Raw genomic sequence first — 16,614 nt, forward strand, 5'->3', positions numbered from 1 at the left:
GGTGAAAGGCATGGGAGAGACCATCGATGTCGTGGCATTTGAACTCGGGGGCACACGATATGCCCTTGATATCCTCCTTGCCCGCGAAATCGTCGAGATGATGCCGGTCACGCCGGTGCCGCGGGCACCCCCCCACGTCTCCGGGGTGATCAACCTCAGGGGCGAGGTCACCAATATCATCGACCTCGGCACCCTGCTCCAGACCCCCGAAGACCAGACCGTGCAGAACAAAAAGATCATCGTCCTCGTCCCCGACGTCGCCGGCGGGTCCAACATCGGGATGATCGTCGACGACGTCCACTCGGTGATGCAGGTCGCCGAGAAAGACATCGAGGAGATGGATTCCACGCTCTGCCGCGAGGCCTATGTGAAGGGGATCATCAGGGCCGGCACGACGACGGACGAAGAGGGGATCGGAGGCGACCTCATCATCTGGATCGATATCAAGAAGGCTCTTGAAGACCTCGGATGCCTCTGAACGACCAGCACCAGCACGCACCACAATCTCATATCAGCGGGTTCCTGAAACGCCGGGCCTGTCAGGATACCCATACTTTTTTGGAATGGTCCACCACGCGATCGAGAGGGACACTGAGGGGAGAACGCACCAGAGCCGAAAAACCGACTCTTTTGAATCGCTCATGAAGCGAGAACACGCCCCTGATATACGTGATGGTAATTTCTCGTCGTTTGATCGCTTTTTTTCAAGACCGAAGAATCGGCGGGGATCGAGTTCCATCGCCGCCCCCCGCCTATCCTCGTCGTGGGGGGCCCGGGGGGTGCAACCCCCCGGTGCGAGACGGCAGTGAAGTGTCTGCGATGAGGGCGGCACATCCGATCATCACGCCGTCCCACACGCTTACGCCGGGGGCCCGGCCCCTCAAAACCCCGGGATGGCGATGGGGACCGGAAGGCGGAGAGGGGAACGATTCTAAGATTGGTGGCGTCTTCTGCCTATCAGGTCCACGCGGGGGGAGGAGGGTTCATCACTGGATTTACACCACTGAAGAAGTTTTCAGCGGGGTCGAAAAACCATATATACCGTATCGACACTCTTCCAACGGGGGAGACATATGGACACCTTTGAGGAGAAAGTCCAGGCGATGAAGAATATGACCCCTGACGAGGTTCAGGCGGTAGTTGAGAGATTGAAATCGATGTGCATCTGCCAGGGATGTCCGTCGTACAACCGGTGTGCAAAGGAGGGGAACGAGATGCTCTTCTGCGCCTCCGGCAAGAGTTTCATGTGCATCAGCGATGAGAAAAGTTGTATCTGTCCCACCTGTCCGGTTCCAAAGGAGATGGGGCTGAAGTACACCTTTTTCTGCACCCGGGGCGCCGAGAAGGCGCAACGGTACGAGCACACCGTTTGGGGCACCAAGATGGTCTGAAAAGACCATTTTCGATTTTTTCGGCTCTGTAGAATCGGGCATGAACCCCAGGTTCAAACATACGCGATGAACATTCCTGGTGATCTCTGGTGAGTGGATCCTTGCTCCCTCTTCGGATCAGGACACCACATAGGGCGACCACTTCATTGCCGCCCCCACCTATCTTCGTCGTGGGGGGTCCGGGGGGTTAAGCCCCCCGGCGTGAGACGGCGGTGAAGAGTCTGCGATTCGGGGCGGCACATCGGATCATCACGCCTTCCCAAACATCGGTGCCGGGGGCTCTGCCCCCGGACCCCCGCAGAGAGATTTATCCAGGGCATTTTTACGAAGCTGTTTTTTAAGAAATCCTGCCTCTCCAATGAACGGCTTTCACCATCTCCTCACGTACTTGTACCCTTCCATCACCAGCACGAGAGATACGGCGACGGCGAGCAGAGAGAGCCAGATGGAGAGGGAGACCGGGGCAACCCCGAGGACGGTCTGCATGACAGGCATCTGCATCGCGAGGAGGTGCACCCCCTGCGCCGCAACCACGCCGACGACCAGGAAGGGATTGGCAGAGAGCGGCACCCTGAAGATCGACCGGCGTTCAGAACGGCAGTTGAAGGCATGGGCGTTCTCCATGAAGACCATAAAGAGGAGGAGGACGTTTCGTGCGGCATCGTCCGCCCACCCCGTCGAGAGCAGCCAGGCCCAGAGGAGAAAGGCGGTCACCCCGATATATCCTCCCGAGACCAGGGTCTGTTCCACCATCTGGCGGTTGAAGATCCCCTCTTCAGGCGGCCTGGGCCGCCGTCCCATCACATCCGGTTCGCCCGCCTCGAAGGCAAGGGCGACGTCCTGGATCCCGTTGGTCACCAGGTTGAGCCAGAGGAGTTGCACCGCCAGCAGCGGGATGGAGAGGCCGGCAAGAAGCGCGAGGGTAAAGAGGAGCACCTCGGCGGCGCCGGTCGAGATCAGAAGATAGGTGACCTTTCTGATATTGTCGTACGTGCCTCTGCCCCCCTCGATCCCGGTCACGATCGAGGAGAAGGCATCGTCGGTGATGATGATCGAGGCGGTGTCCTTCGCGAGGTCGGTGCCCGACCCCATCGCCACCCCGATGTTCGCACGCCTCAGGGCCGGGGCATCGTTCGCACCGTCGCCGGTCACCGCGACGAAGTGCCCGACGCCCTGGAGCGCGGCCACGATCTCGGACTTCTGGAGTGGGGCGACTCGCGAGAAGACCTGCCCTCTCCTGACCAGGTCACGGAAGTAATCGCCGTCAGGTGCCCCGGCCTCCTCGAGGTCTTCACCGGTGACGAGGGCCGATTCTGAAGAGGCGATGCCGAGATCGCGGGCGATCGCCAGGGCCGTCGCCGGATGGTCTCCGGTGACCATGACCACCCGGATCCCGGCCTCCCTCGAGGTCTCCACCGCCGCCGCAGCGTCGTGCCTGAGCGGGTCGATGAAACAGGCCAGGCCGAGAAAGGTGAGAGACGGGATGTCCTCCTCGTCGAAAGGTGTATCCACGCCCCCCCTGATCTCACCGCTCGCCACGCCGATGACGCGGTATCCTGCTGCGGCCAGGTGGGCCGCCACCTCCGCGGCACCCGCCGGGGCCCACGGGCACCGCGGGATCACCACCTCGGGCGCACCCTTGAAGGCCACCCTGACCGACCCGCCTACACGATAGAAGGCCGCCGCATACCGGCGCTCGGGCTCGAAGGGGATCTCGGCGAGAAGCGCCACCTCGCCCCGCACCGTCTCGGGAGAGAGCCCTAACTTGTAGCCACAGGCAAGGAATGCGACGTCGATGGAGTCCCCATAGTGCGCCCAGTCCGCGTCCTTTCGCTCCAGCACCGCCTCGTTGCAGAGTGTTGCGGCCCTGACCATCTCCTGAAGACGCACAAATTCCTCTTCCTCCGGCGGGAGGCCGGCGGCGTCGGTCACCCGCCCCTCCCCCCGGTACCCCTCGCCGAGGACCGTGTAATGCCCGCCGTCAGGGAGCACGATGAGCGTGAGAGTCTGTTCGTTGACGGTAAGCGTCCCAGTCTTGTCGCTTGCGATGCAGGTGCAACTCCCGAGTCCCTCGACCGCAGCGAGGTTCCTGACCACGACATTCCGCCTGGCGATCCTGCTGACCCCGAGAGAGAGCGCGACGGTGATCGCCACCGGCAGGCCCTCCGGGATCGCCGAGACGGCGAGGGCGACGGCCATGAAGAAGACCTCCACCGCCGGTATACCTCGGAGAAGGGCGGCCACCGCGAGGAGTGCACTCGCCCCGACGACGAGCACCCCCACCCATCTGGAGAACTGCTCCATCCTGATGAGGAGGGGCGGCTTCGTCACCTCCATCGCCGAGATGCTTGTTGCGATCTTCCCGACCTCGGTCTGTCTGCCGGTGGCGACCACCATCCCGCACCCCCGCCCGGAGATGACGGTGGACCCGGCATAGGCCATGTTCTTCCGGCCCATCAGGGGCGTGTCGGCATCGACCGCCCCGGCGACCTTCCCCGCCGGGACCGACTCCCCGCTGAGAAGAGACTCGTCAATCGAGAGAACATTCTCCCGGAAGATCCTGAGGTCGGCAGGGACGCGGCTTCCCGGTTCCAGGAGGACGATGTCACCGGGCACCACTTCCTCGGCCGGCACCTCCGTCTCCGTCCCGTCCCGGCGGACCCGGGCGGCGATCCTGAGGAGGGCCCTGAGTGCCGCCGCACTCTGCTCTGCCTTCCACTCCTGGACCATCCCGAGGAGGGCGTTGAGCAGGATGACCGCGAAGATGAAGAGGGCGTCGGTCGACTCCCCGATCAGCAGGGAGATGACCCCGGCCACGATCAGGATGAAGATGAGCGGACTCTTGAACTGGCGGAGAAAGACCTGGAAGATCGACGGAGGTTCTCGCGTGGGAAGGGCGTTTCTTCCATAGACTTCGAGGCGAGCCGCGGCCTCGGCGGCGGTGAGACCAGAAGGTGACGATCCGATCGCAGCAAGCACCTCCTCGTCCGGCAGGGCGTGCCAGAGAGGTTCGGTCCGATCGCCGGGCATCACCGTCCACCCCTGCCGGGTATCGGTCGGTCAGCTATATCGCCCTTGTGGGAATGCAGAGGCATTCGGCAGATCCGGATAGCAGATCCCGATGATCAGACGTGCCGCCCTCAATTGCAGAATCTTTACCGCCGTCTCGCGCCGGGGGGCAAGTGCCCCCGGACCCCCCACGACGAAGATAGCCAGGGGGCGGCAGGTCAAGAGATATCTGGCCTTCCCCCTCTCACGAGGAGAAAGATCAAGGATCATCTCACACCCCGGAAACCTGCAATATGATATTTTCATCCCGTATGCTTGAGGCGGGCGCTCGCCTCATGAAAAATTCTACAAAGCCAAAAAAAGGAGGAAAGTTTCGCCAGTTATTCGGTGATCATCGTCCCGACGCCCGCGTCGGTGAAGAGTTCGAGGAGGATGCTGTGCGTCTTGTTGCCGTTGACCACATGGGCGTACGGCACCCCGCCCTTCACCGCCCGCACGCAGGAATCGATCTTGGGGATCATCCCCCCCGAGATGGTCCCGTCGGCCATCAGTTCCTCGGTCTCCACGGCCCGCAGACGGCGGAAGACCTGGGTCCGCTCCCTATCCATCACGCCGTCGACATCGGTGAGGTTGACGAGTTTGAAGGCGCCGAGCGCGACGGCGATCTCCCCGGCCGCCGTGTCGGCGTTGATGTTGAGGTTGCGGCCGGCCCGGTCGATCGCGATCGGGGCCATGACCGTGATGTACCCGGTCTCCAGGAGCGTAGTGAGCAGCGCCGGGTTGATCCCCTCGATCTCTCCCACATACCCGAGGTCGACCTCGCGCTCCTCATCGCCGACCCGCACCATCTGGGCGCTGATCTTTCTGGCAAGAATGATGTTGCCGTCATTGCCCGAGATCCCGACGGCCCGGTCCCCCTCGCGGGCGATGAGCGAGACGATCCCCTTGTTGATCTTGCCGACCAGGACCATCTGAGCGATCTCCATGGTCTCGGCATCGGTGATCCGCAGGCCCCCGACAAACTCCGGTTCTTTGCCCATCGCCCGCATCTTCTCGGTGATCTCGGGGCCGCCGCCATGCACGACGACGACCTTCATCCCCACATAGTGGAGGAGGACGATGTCGCGGATCGCGTTCTCCAGGGTCTCGGGATCGACCATGGCGTGCCCGCCGAGTTTGATCACGATCGTCTTGCCGTGGAACTGCTGGATGTAGGGCAGGGCCTCCATCAGGACTTCTTCACGCCTCATGTTGTATACTTCCCATTGATCTCGACATATTTCTCGGTCAGGTCGCACCCCCACGCGACGGCCGCACCCTCGCCGGCCGCAAGGTCGAGGGAGAAGACGACTCTCTTGCCCTGCATCGCCGTTTTCGCCCGCACCAGGTCGGAGACGATCGTCCCGTCCCTGACCAGTTCGGTCAGCGTCGGCCCCTCGCCGATGGTGAGTGAGACGGCGTCGGGGTCGAACCTGACCCCGGCCCGCCCGGCCGCCGCAACGACCCGGCCCCAGTTCGGGTCCTCGCCGTACACCGCCGTCTTGACAAGCGGCGAGGCCACGACCGTCCTGGCCACCGCCTCTGCCGCCGCCTCGTCGGGAGCGCCGACGACCTGCACCTCCAGGAGTTTGGTCGCGCCCTCCCCGTCCGCGGCAATCTGTTTCGCGAGGGAGATGCAGCACGCTTCGAGCGCCGCGTCGAACGCTGCCCGCGGCACCGGCCCGGCCTCGCCGGTGGCCGTGCAGAAGGCCGAGTCATTGGTGCTCTCGTCCCCGTCGACGACGACGCGGTTGAAACTCCGGCGCACCGCCGAGCGCAGCGACGCCCGGAGATCGTCGGCCCCGATCTCGGCGTCGGTGTAGATGAAGGCCAGCATCGTCCCCATGTTCGGGGCTATCATCCCGCTGCCCTTGCAGATCCCGGCGACCGTAAACCCGTCGGCCTCCACGAGGGCATGCTTCTCGACGAGGTCGGTGGTCATGATCGCCCTCGCCGCGGCGGTCTCGGCCTCCTCTGAATGGGCGAGGTGCGGGACGACCTCCGCACATTGCCGACCGATCAGGTCGAGGTCGAGGTAGCGTCCGATCACCCCGGTGCTCGCCACCCCGACCTGCTCAGGTTCCAGGCCCAGGGCCGCGGCGGCGACCCGGCGCATCTCGGTGGCGTCGGCACGCCCGCGCTCGCCGGTATAGGCATTCGCACACCCGGAATTGATCACGATGGCGTCGAGACGCCCGGCCTCCATCGCCTCCTGCATCTCCAGGACCGGGGCAGCGGCGACCAGGTTGGAGGTGAAGGTCGCCGCGGCCGTGCCGCTCGCCCTGATCACCGCGAGCCCATACTTCCCCTCTTTCATCCCGGCGGCTTCGACGCCCCGGACTGCACAGATACTCCTCACGACTCTTCACTCTCCTCGTACGAGGCGCCAAGCCCCTGGACGATGTCCCGGCGGGCGACGATCCCGATCAGCCGCCCCTCCTCGACAACCGGCAGACGGGCGATCCCTTCGCGCAGCATCAGGCCGGCCGCTTCCTCAATCCCGGCCTCAGGCCCGATGGTGACCGCTGGCATCGACATCACCCGGCGCACCGGCGTCTCTCCGATGTTTGAAAGGGCCGCCCGGGTCTTCTCCCAGTTGATCAGTTCCCTGATCGGGATCTCGATGAACTCAAGCGGCGAAGGAAGCCAGAGGTCTTCCGAGAGGGCGCCGGTCTTGAGGAGCGAGAGGACGTCGGCCTCGGTGATCACCCCGACCAGGTCCTCTCCGTCCATCACCGGCAGGCCCCCGACATCGTGTTTGCGCAGGAGAGCCGCGGCCTCCCTGACCGTCACGTCGACCTGGACGGTCACCGGTTCTCCTGTCATGATCTCCCTGACATTCATGGTATCCATCTCCTCCTCATTATGGCATGCAGGGCGGAGTCATAAGCCCGTCGTTCTCCGCGAACCCGCAGATGATATTCATATTCTGGATCGCCTGCCCGGCGGCGCCCTTGACGAGGTTGTCGATCGCCGAGACGACGACGACCCGCTCGTCCCGCGCCTCGAACCAGATGTCGCAGAAGTTGCTCCCGCGCACCGCACCGAGGGAGGGTTTCTGGAGACGGACGAAGAACTCGTCTTTGTAAAAGTCGCGGTACCGCGCCTCGACCTCTTCCTGGGTCATGGGTTCGTCCAGAATGATATGGGCGGTGGTGAGGATTCCGCGGTTCACCGGGACGAGGTGCGGGGTGAAGAAGCAGCGCGCCTTCGAGCCGAGGCGGCCGAGTTCCTGTTCCATCTCGGCGAGGTGACGGTGACCGGTCAACTTGTACGGCATCACCCCGTCGGCCACGTTCGGGTAGTGGGTGGTGGGGGACGGGTTGACGCCCGAGCCCGAGACGCCGGTCTTGGAGTCATAGATGACATAGCGTGCACCGGACGCAAGCGGCGCCGCCGCAAGCGTGGCCCCGGTCGGGAAACATCCGGGGTTCGAGACAAACTGCTTCCCCTTCACCTCTTCGCGGTGGAGTTCGGGGAGGCCGTACGGCGCCTCAAAGTAGTCGGTATGAGTGACCCCGTAGACCGTCTCATAGACCCCCCGCGGCAGACGATAGTCGGCGGAGAGGTCGACGACCTTCATGCCCTGCTCAAGGAGTCTGCCGGCATAGTTCATTGCCGCGGTGTGCGGCACCGCAAGAAAGGCGACATCGGCATCGATATCCTCGACTGCCGGGTTGGTGAAGGTGAGGTCGGTGTATCCTTTGAGATGGGGGTGGACCGTGGCGACCGGGCGGCCCTCCTCTTTCCTGGAGGTGGCGGCGACCACCTCGGCCGAGGAGTGGCCCTGGAGGAGGCGGAACAGTTCTCCCCCGGTATAGCCAGACGCCCCGACGATAGCAACATCCATACAGGAGAATATACCGGAGGGAAAATTTAATCCTTTGGAGTAGCCAGGAGGAGTTCTCCGGCCAGTCGCCCGATCTCTTCCCGGTTTTCGAGTCCTTCCAGGAGATCGAGAGGAAGCGCACCCTCGCCGTACCTCGCCCCCGCATAAGCACCGCAGATGAAGGCGATGGTGTCGGTGTTCCCGCCGACATTGGCCGCGACATAGAGGAGGTTTTCAGGGTCTTTGTATCGGCTCATCAGGAAGAAGGCGATCGGGACGGTCTGATAGATCGAGACGTCGTTGCCGATGACCGGAAGGGTGCCTTCGAGACTGATCCCTTCGCGCTCGAGTTCGACCGCTCGCATGAGCCGCACCCCGAGTTCGGGGTCCTCGGACGAGGCGGCCCGGAGAGCGATGGCGAAGGGATCCCCCGTCGATCGGAGGACGGCCGAGATGAAGAGTCCCACGGTCACGGTCCCGGCCAGAGCCGCGGGGTGGGTGTGAGTGACCGAACAGGCCTTTGCAAGTCGGCCGGAGAGTTCGACCGGGTCCGCATATTTGAGGGCAAAGGGGACCGCCAGGGGGATACAGCCGGCGGTGTCCGAGTTCACGCCGCTCCGGTCCGGCCCGACAGTGACCAGGCGCTCGCAGGCCGCCATCAGCGAACCGTCCGGGAACCTGAGGTCTCCGGAGAGGCAGAGGCGCGAGAGTTCGGCGGCGTACCGTTCCTCTGAATAGGTGCCCGATGCAAGAAGGGCCGCTACCAGGAGCATGATCTGGGTGTCCTCCGTGTACTGTCCGGGCTCAAGGCCGGCGTTCGGGTGCCACTTCCACGCCCGCCGGTAGCCGCGGTACATATGCGAGAGATTCATCGAAGCACTCTCCCCCGGCATCCCCAGGGCGTCGCCGACGGCCGCCCCGAGCATGCACCCCCTGAAACGGTCCAGCATCAGATCGCTATTCTCCGGGAGTATGATAAGGTCTTCGTCATGACATTCGGAATACACAGGCCGGCCAATATACTAAAAGAATAATGGGCTCTGTAGAATCGGGCATGAACCTCTGGCTCAAGCATACGGGATGAACATTTTCTGAGGTGCGCTTCGGCGTGGGGGCAGGACCCCAACCCTCGTGACAGGACATCTGGAAGATCCGGTTTCATCGCCTCCCCCCCGGCGCGAGATGGTGGTGAAGATGCTGCGATAGGAGCAGCCGATCTGATCGACGTGCCTTCCCGCAACACCGCGCCGGGGGCGCTGCCCCCGAACCCCCGGGATGAAGATAGAGCGGGGAAGGCGCCATCAATGACCGTGGAGAGAGTATTATCGTCCGCCACCGATCGCTCGCGCGGGGGACCGGGAGCAACCCCCCGCAGAGATAGCCATTCTGAACATTTTTACAAAGTCGAGAAGACGGTTCTCGCGATCATTTACCCGCGGCGGTTCAAGCATACGCGATTGAACATTATCGTGGGGTCCCAGGGCGAGCAAGGATCCGTGCACATCCCAGAAGCCCACAGGAATTTTCTTCCGGCATGGTTGAGGCGGGTGCTCGGCTCACGCCCGATTCTACAGAGCCGAATAATGACTCTTGGAAATCGAACCGGGCAAAATAAGATTTCCTTGCAAGAGATCAAAACATCTCAGACCCCTCGCATGGAGAGTACACGTCTGACCTCGGCAAAGAGTTCGTCGATGGGGTACGGCTTCCTGACCACGCCGGCAAAACCGTATTCCCGGTACGATCCCATCACCGGATCGGTCGAATACCCACTTGAGACGATCGCTTTCACCGAAGGATCGGTCTTTCGGAGTTTATCAATCGCCTCGACACCCCCCATGCCACCGGGAACAGTCAGGTCCATGATGACGAGGTCGAATGGACGGCCCGATTCATAGGCTGCGGTATATTGTCTTATCGCCTCACCGCCTTCGGACGCTGCAGTGACGCAATAGCCCTCACTTTCCAGGAGAGGGACGATCGATGAGAGCACACCTTCGTCGTCGTCCATGAAGAGTATATGTGCATCACTCTCGACGGAATAGCCTTCCGTTTCCACGCCCCCCGACATCTCCCCCATCCCTTCTGAAGCCGCAGGGAGGTAGACGGTGAGGACCGAACCATGCTGATCCGATACAGCGGTGACACTCCCCCCATGATTCTTGACGATCGAACGGACGGTGGCAAGCCCGAGGCCCCGCCCTTCTCCCTTGGTGGTAAAATACGGGTCAAAGATCCTGGAGAGATGATCCGCCGGGATACCCATGCCCGTATCGGCGACGGAGAAGACAACATAACTGCCGGCCGGCACCGTGCCGTCTTCAATAAACATTCTATTCCTGGCTTCAATCCGGATCGTTCCCCCGCACGGCATCGCCTGGTCGGCGTTGAACATCAGGTTCTGGATGACCTGAGAGAACTGTGCCGGGTCGATGCTCACCTGCCAGAGGTCGGGATCAAAGGTGGCTTTAAAAGAGGATTTTATTCCTCTACGGACAAATTCTGCAGTCTCAAGAACCATGGAAGAAAAATTCGGCTGTTCAACGGTTTCAAGGACAGGGGCACCACCACGCGAGAAGGTGAGGAGTTGTTGGGTGATGGCCTGTGCCTTTTTCACCGCCCTCTCCGCCTCTCTCAGATTATGATCCAGAGAGCGTCCGTCCTCGATCTTCATCCTGGAGAGCGTGATGTTCCCGAGAACCGAAGTGAGAATATTGTTGAAATCGTGGGCGATCCCACCGGCAAGGAGTCCGATCGATTCGAGTTTCTCATTTCTGAGGTACTCCTCCTCCATAGTCTTCTCCATGGTCACATCCCTGATCGACTCAATGCTCCCCACGACCTTGCCGTCCCGGTCAATGATCGGCGAGGCGGTTGCAGAGAGATGAAGAGGGCGCCCTTCACCGACCTGTAGATTCGATCTCACACAGGAAAGGATCGGTCCGTCCATACGCCGGACTTCAGGATACAGTGCCCGCACTTCGTCGGCCCCGGCCTCGACAAGGTCGATGAGCATGGGCCTACGCCCCCCATAGAAAGGAACGGCATAGGCGTGGCCCCCCTCTCCCAGGATCTCGTCCTTTCGAACACCAGTCAGTTCCTCCATCGCACGGTTCCAGGACACCACACGCCCCTGACGGTCAATGACCAGGATCGCATCGGGCAGGTGTTCGATGGTGTCGTTGAGGTGACGGTTCGCGATCATCAATGCCTCCTCCGCCCGTCGGGCATCGGTGACATCTCTAATAAAGACCGCAAACCTTGTCACTTCATAATCAGGACCGGTGAACGGAGATACTTTGACTAAAAAGACCTGTTCATCCCCTTTCGTCTCTAACTGGACGGACTTTCCTGATATCCTCGCAGAACCAAAGGCCTCGTGCAGATGATAAGCAAATTCCGCACCAAGAATCATCTCTACCTTCTGGCAGGTAAGGCACCTGTCTTCCCCGAAGGCCACTCTGGCAGGTTCGTTATACGAGAGGATCCCCCCCTCATGGTCGGTCAGAAAGGCGAGGTCCGGCGTTGCGTCCAGAAGCGCCCTTGCTGTCTTCTCACTCTCCCGGAGGGCCTCCGCCACATAATGACGCTGGATGGCAACGGCGGCCTGGTTCATGAAAGCCTCGATGATATCGGCGTTTTCAAGCCTGGCACTTTCCTTAACCAATATAATTGCACATCCGAATATGCGGTCCCTTCTGACAAAGGGAATCACATATATCGCCTTAATCCCGAGCTCAGACTCCAAAAACGTGCAGATATCACAGGGAACCGTTCTGGTTAGCACCTTATACAGGCCAGAGGCCCGACTGATCCCTCGTTCGGCGCTGAAGAGCACCTCTTCCTGGTCGGTGATCGGAAATCTGGAGCCAACAACATCACACCCCACTGCAGCAACATAGGCGGCGCGCTCCTCTTCTTCAGCAAAAACAGCCCGCGTACAGAAGGACCGGTCCTCCGGGTCATATGAATTCACGGTGACAATACTGTTCCCGGCCAGCGACCGGATCTGTCTCCCGATGAAGTCGTAGATCTCGGGGCCACCATCCATCTCGACAAAGGCCATCGCCGTACCCGAGAGAAGACCGATGTTCCGGGCGTATCGCATCTGTCGACACTCTGCTTCCCACTCTTCGGCGAGGCCTCTGATGACGACGACCGCTCCCTCCGAGAAGGGGGACGCCGGCATCCCGGGGCCGGGAATGACCGACAATTCTACAGGAAACCGTGTACCATCCTTTTTGAGACATATCCCTTGCCGATACCCATGACCACTGATGAAACCACCGATCCAGGATTGAGAGTGCTGAACCGCCCTGACAAGCCTGCGGTGGAACGGCCGTCCGGTCTCCGGGACGACAAGATCGATGAAATCGGCACCGAGCGCCTCCATCTCCGAGTAGCCAAAGGTCTTAATAGCGACCTCGTCCCATCCGGTCACCTTTCCCTCCATGGAGATAGGGACGACCGCATACCGGGAGCTGAAGACAGGCAGAGAACGCTCCTGATCCGCAATTACAGCCCCTACCGAGAGGTACTCGACGATCTCTCCATCCGATCCCCTGAGCCCGGTTGAGAACCATAAAATACGCACTTGTGTGCTGTTTTTCCTGATCACCTCAATCTCACACTGAGAACCATTTCCCGGGCCTTTAGAAACATTTTCAACAAGACGGAGGAGTTTTCGGGCGCTCGATTCATGCTCGGGCAATAGGGTTCCGATTAGAGGTTTTCCCAGGAGCTCTTCAGGGGTATATCCCAGATAATCGGCACTGGACCTCTCGATATACGTGATCTGGAATGCGGGGGTCCATTTAAGAATGATACTTCCTATATGCCTGACCTGAAAAGACGGATCAAATGATCCCTCCCATGCAAGGAGACCCTGTTCTTCAAAGGTATCGAGGATATACTCCGTTCCCTGAGAGACGAAACGCTGACTCTTCCAGGAAAAAAATCTCTCCCCGCCAGAGAGAAAACGGCATAAAGTGCCATCCGGTGCACCACCCGGCACTCCCAATCCTCCTCCAGGCAGAACGACATGCTGAAAAAAATGCGAGGCATCGGACCCAACAAAATCGCAATATCGTCTCTCTACGATCCCGGCCATGGCCGGACTGACATAGACGATCCTCAGATCCTCAGGCCGCGTTACCAGAGAAACGAATGGAAGGGCATCCAGAAGCGGCCGCCATGGCCCTTCGTCCGCTGATCCACAATCCTCTCCGTCAGGGGGCATATGGATGATGGTGATGGAGCAGTGATACAAATATCTATCGAAACGAAACCTATTGCTGAAAATAGCAATCGACGCATTGAATGTGGCCAGATTTATAAAAGCGAACTCATCTAATATTTTTCCAGTGGAGATGATCCTTCTCCTCCGGTTGAGGGCAGCAAAAATTTTCTGATCTGAGCGGGCAAGAGAGAACCGAAGATCGTCCTTTCTTCCTCGGTGAAGAGGCAGCACCAGACGAACAGAAGGTATAAGATTCCGATCGCCCCCGAAATAACCCCCAATTCTAACCAACTCTCGATAGGCACCAGGCCACCGAGCAGGAAGGATATCAGGGCGATAACCAGAGTGGCAGATGCTCCCGTCACAAGGGGCTTGAAGAACACTCTCACCGGAAGGGAGAGCACCTTCGCGCTGTACCACGGCATGAATACGCTACTCTTGACAGTGAAAAATATCGCCCCGGCCGTAGCAACACCGAAAACACCCCATCCAGCACCCACAACAAGCCAGAGTGCAAGGATGACGTTCGCAGCACCGAGCGCGATCGTTGCAAGTCCCGGGATCTTCACCCTGGAATATGAGATCATGACATGATTGAGCGGGAGCACCGCGAGGTTCACTCCGAGGTGAATAACCAGCAGGGCAAGGAGTGGGGCAAGACCCGCATGCTCTGCCCCTACCCAGAGTGTCAGGAGTTCGGACCCAAAGCCGCAAAGAAGCCCGACAGGGAGAGCAAGGGCCAGACCCATGCACTTCACCGAAGAGAGTGCCATCCGCTTGATCTCGGCGAACATCTCCTTGGCATAATAGATGAAGATCATCGGGGCGAGAACGCCAGCAAGGACGCCACCCATCGTCCGCAGAAGAATGCTCCAGGTAAGAGCGACGGCATATTCCCCACCGGCAAACGGACCAAGAAAGATATTGACGATGATCAGGTCGACCTGGAGGAAGAGCAGAGAACCGATCTCGTTGACGAGCATCCAGCTCCCGAAGACCGACATCTCTTTCAGAGTTCCTCGATGAAATGAACGGAGTCTGACCGAGAGTTGGGGTGTGAGCACCCGCCAGGCACCGATCATGAGAACGAGAAGGATGATAGAGGTCACAAGATAGGCAACACCGACATAACCGAGGCGGGGTGCGAACCAGAGGAAGAAGGCGACGATCAGTCCTACCTCAAGGATGCGGCCGAAGGCCTCCACAATATTATAGAGATCCAACCGGTTGTTCGCGAAGAAAGAGACACTGAACGTGCTTCCTACCGTTCTGATGAGAAATGCGACGTGAATCCCGAGAAATAGGTAGATCACATCGGTCAATTCACCCAGAGGGACATTGAATACAGCATCGACGTTGAAAGCGAGGAGGAAGACGACCGGAAAGACCAGGAAGATGGTCAGCCCCACGATCCCGAAGAAGGCCGTGTTGAAGGTAAGATTGGCGCTGGCGTATTCCTGACGTTGCAGGTCGACAGTGAGGTATCGTGCGACGGTGAAATTGAGAGATCGCGTAGCAAGGCCGAGATAGGTCGTAATGGTGACAGCAAGAGGTATGAGCCCATAGGCAGCGATCCCGAGAGTCGAGATGAAAAATGGTGTCAACCAGAAACCGGTAACGACATTCACCACAAACAGAAGGATATTGGAGATCAGATTGAGGGGAAACTGCCCCACAAAACTTCTGTTCACCTCGGCACGATCTCGATCTTCCATATTCCCCCCACTGGACAAAACGACGCTCTCAGAAGGGGGATGAAAAAGACCTTTCTGTCACCCCCCGGTGAAGAGATGCGGATGTTAAATAAATAGATTTCTGTCCCCCGGCAAAGGGTGCGGGAGGGAAAATTAGATATATTTGAAAGATGGCCAAACACTATCGATGACATGACTCCGGAAGGAAGGGCGCCCGCGGTCTCGGTGGTTGTCCCCCTCTATAACAAGGCTCCGTATATCAAGCGGGCACTTCAATCAGTCCTATCTCAGACATTCCAGGACTTTGAGGTGATCGTGGTGGACGACGGTTCCACCGACGGAGGGAACCTTCTGGTCGGAGAGGGCCATGACCCCAGAGTTAGGGTCGTCGGTCAGGAGAACAAGGGTGCTTCTGCGGCACGAAACCTCGGGATCCGCGAGGCACAGGCAAAGTGGATCGCCTTCCTTGACGCCGATGACGAATGGATGCCCACATTTCTTGCAACCGTCATGAGACTCCGGGACCGCTTCCCTGGAGCCGGCGCCTATGCCACCGCATGGATGAAGATCGAAGAAGAAGGGGGAGAAAGACGGCAGCCGAACTATCGGAGGGTGCCTACGCCTCCCTGGGAAGGGTACCTTCCCAGTTACTTTCTTGCCGCCGCAAATGCCGACCAGCCGGTGATCTCGTCGGCGGTGATGGTACCGAAAGAAGCCCTCCTGGAGGTCGGCGGATTTCCTGAGGGGACCCCGGTGGGAGAAGATGTGATCACCTGGTTCAGGATCGCCCTCACCAGAGAGATCGTCTTCACATGGGAGGCCGGAGCGGTCTATCATATGGAGGCGACGAACAGAAGCGCCGATGAAGCACGAAACCCATATTGGACACATAAAATTATAGATGAAGCAAATTCCGCACTTATAGGATGTCTGGTCCCGAAGAGAAAAATACCCGAGGTGCGAGAGTTCATTGCGGGCAAACAACTCTATCTTGCCTCATCCATGCTCAGGCAGGGAATGCGGGTGGAGGCGCGGGCCTATCTTGAAGCGTGCGTGACCGAACGTTTTTCCGCCGAAAAGATGCGCCTCTCCTTCCTGGCCGCCCTGCCCAGCTGGGCCTATCTAGTCCTCTCGGGAGCACACCAGCGGACCCGCGGGCTGGAGTGAAAGTCAGTCCTCTTCATGAGTATTCGGCATGAACCCCGAACTCAAGCATACGCTATTGGATATTGTTCCAGACAGCACTTCAGAGTTTTGGGGGATCCTCCCCCTCAAAACAGGGCAAAAGAGAGTATCATGTTTCATCGCCGCCCCTCGGCAATCTTCGTCCGTGGGAGGTCTGGAGGGCAGAGCCCCCGGCATGAAGATGTGAGAAGGTGTGATGATCAGGCGTGCCGCCCAGATTGTAGAATC

At 59.9% G+C, this 16,614-nt stretch carries 11 protein-coding genes and 1 pseudogene; 3 read left to right on the plus strand and 9 right to left on the minus strand.

Annotated elements, in window-relative coordinates; translation table 11 throughout:
- Window positions 1-10 precede the first annotated feature (10 nt).
- Both E2N92_RS07535 and E2N92_RS07540 read left to right on the plus strand, forming a co-directional pair.
- Complete coding sequence (locus E2N92_RS07535; protein WP_220680596.1) at window positions 11-478, plus strand: chemotaxis protein CheW; 468 nt, start codon at window positions 11-13, stop codon at window positions 476-478.
- Between the two features lie 595 nt (window positions 479-1,073).
- Complete coding sequence (locus tag E2N92_RS07540) at window positions 1,074-1,391, plus strand: DUF2769 domain-containing protein (RefSeq protein WP_220680597.1); 318 nt, start codon at window positions 1,074-1,076, stop codon at window positions 1,389-1,391.
- Between the two features lie 369 nt (window positions 1,392-1,760).
- On the opposite strand, the gene E2N92_RS07545 is transcribed toward E2N92_RS07540, so the two are convergent.
- The 9 genes and pseudogenes from E2N92_RS07545 to E2N92_RS07580 all read right to left on the minus strand — a co-directional run bounded on the left by E2N92_RS07545 (window position 1,761) and on the right by E2N92_RS07580 (window position 15,222).
- On the minus strand, window positions 1,761-4,421 hold the full coding sequence (locus E2N92_RS07545) for a cation-translocating P-type ATPase (RefSeq protein ID WP_220680598.1): 2,661 nt from the start codon (window positions 4,419-4,421) through the stop codon (window positions 1,761-1,763).
- A gap of 359 nt (window positions 4,422-4,780) precedes the next feature.
- Entirely contained in the window at window positions 4,781-5,650 is an 870-nt protein-coding gene (gene argB / locus E2N92_RS07550; protein ID WP_220680599.1) for an acetylglutamate kinase, read from the minus strand.
- The gene (gene argJ / locus E2N92_RS07555) at window positions 5,647-6,798 is read right to left on the minus strand and encodes a bifunctional glutamate N-acetyltransferase/amino-acid acetyltransferase ArgJ (protein WP_220680600.1); all 1,152 of its coding nucleotides are present in this window, start codon (window positions 6,796-6,798) and stop codon (window positions 5,647-5,649) included. Before argJ ends, argB begins: the two co-directional genes overlap by 4 nt.
- Window positions 6,795-7,292: a CBS domain-containing protein gene (locus E2N92_RS07560; protein WP_343222823.1), complete on the minus strand. Its 498-nt coding sequence runs from the start codon at window positions 7,290-7,292 to the stop codon at window positions 6,795-6,797. Before E2N92_RS07560 ends, argJ begins: the two co-directional genes overlap by 4 nt.
- Before the next feature lie 10 nt (window positions 7,293-7,302).
- On the minus strand, window positions 7,303-8,289 hold the full coding sequence (gene argC, locus E2N92_RS07565; protein WP_220680601.1) for an N-acetyl-gamma-glutamyl-phosphate reductase: 987 nt from the start codon (window positions 8,287-8,289) through the stop codon (window positions 7,303-7,305).
- 26 nt (window positions 8,290-8,315) lie between these two features.
- Window positions 8,316-9,218, minus strand: coding sequence for an ADP-ribosylglycohydrolase family protein (locus E2N92_RS07570; RefSeq protein WP_220680602.1), 903 nt, complete (start codon window positions 9,216-9,218; stop codon window positions 8,316-8,318).
- A gap of 692 nt (window positions 9,219-9,910) precedes the next feature.
- Window positions 9,911-12,721 (minus strand): PAS domain S-box protein, encoded by a 2,811-nt coding sequence (locus E2N92_RS07575; RefSeq protein ID WP_246589143.1) that lies wholly within the window; start codon window positions 12,719-12,721, stop codon window positions 9,911-9,913.
- A gap of 90 nt (window positions 12,722-12,811) precedes the next feature.
- Window positions 12,812-13,507: pseudogene (locus E2N92_RS13790) on the minus strand (PAS domain-containing protein); the annotation flags it as partial.
- Between the two features lie 110 nt (window positions 13,508-13,617).
- Window positions 13,618-15,222: an oligosaccharide flippase family protein gene (locus tag E2N92_RS07580; protein WP_220680604.1), complete on the minus strand. Its 1,605-nt coding sequence runs from the start codon at window positions 15,220-15,222 to the stop codon at window positions 13,618-13,620.
- A 171-nt stretch (window positions 15,223-15,393) separates the two neighbouring features.
- Between E2N92_RS07580 and E2N92_RS07585 the strand changes: the two genes are divergently transcribed.
- Window positions 15,394-16,368, plus strand: coding sequence for a glycosyltransferase family 2 protein (locus E2N92_RS07585; RefSeq protein ID WP_220680605.1), 975 nt, complete (start codon window positions 15,394-15,396; stop codon window positions 16,366-16,368).
- The last annotated feature ends 246 nt before the right edge of the window (window positions 16,369-16,614 follow it).

The sequence above is a fragment of the Methanofollis formosanus genome (assembly GCF_019633745.1).
GTDB classification, from domain to species: Archaea; Halobacteriota; Methanomicrobia; order Methanomicrobiales; family Methanofollaceae; genus Methanofollis; species Methanofollis formosanus.

Excerpts from the sequence above, each read along its gene's own strand:
- E2N92_RS07535 (WP_220680596.1), top strand. The coding sequence starts at position 11 with ATGGGAGAGACCATCGATGTCGTGGCATTTGAACTCGGGGGCACACGA.
- argC (WP_220680601.1), bottom strand. The coding sequence starts at position 8,289 with ATGGATGTTGCTATCGTCGGGGCGTCTGGCTATACCGGGGGAGAACTG.
- E2N92_RS07570 (WP_220680602.1), bottom strand. The coding sequence starts at position 9,218 with ATGCTGGACCGTTTCAGGGGGTGCATGCTCGGGGCGGCCGTCGGCGAC.
- argB (WP_220680599.1), bottom strand. The coding sequence starts at position 5,650 with ATGAGGCGTGAAGAAGTCCTGATGGAGGCCCTGCCCTACATCCAGCAG.
- E2N92_RS07580 (WP_220680604.1), bottom strand. The coding sequence starts at position 15,222 with ATGGAAGATCGAGATCGTGCCGAGGTGAACAGAAGTTTTGTGGGGCAG.
- E2N92_RS07575 (WP_246589143.1), bottom strand. The coding sequence starts at position 12,721 with ATGGAGGGAAAGGTGACCGGATGGGACGAGGTCGCTATTAAGACCTTT.
- E2N92_RS07585 (WP_220680605.1), top strand. The coding sequence starts at position 15,394 with ATGACTCCGGAAGGAAGGGCGCCCGCGGTCTCGGTGGTTGTCCCCCTC.
- E2N92_RS07560 (WP_343222823.1), bottom strand. The coding sequence starts at position 7,292 with ATGGATACCATGAATGTCAGGGAGATCATGACAGGAGAACCGGTGACC.
- E2N92_RS07540 (WP_220680597.1), top strand. The coding sequence starts at position 1,074 with ATGGACACCTTTGAGGAGAAAGTCCAGGCGATGAAGAATATGACCCCT.
- E2N92_RS07545 (WP_220680598.1), bottom strand. The coding sequence starts at position 4,421 with ATGCCCGGCGATCGGACCGAACCTCTCTGGCACGCCCTGCCGGACGAG.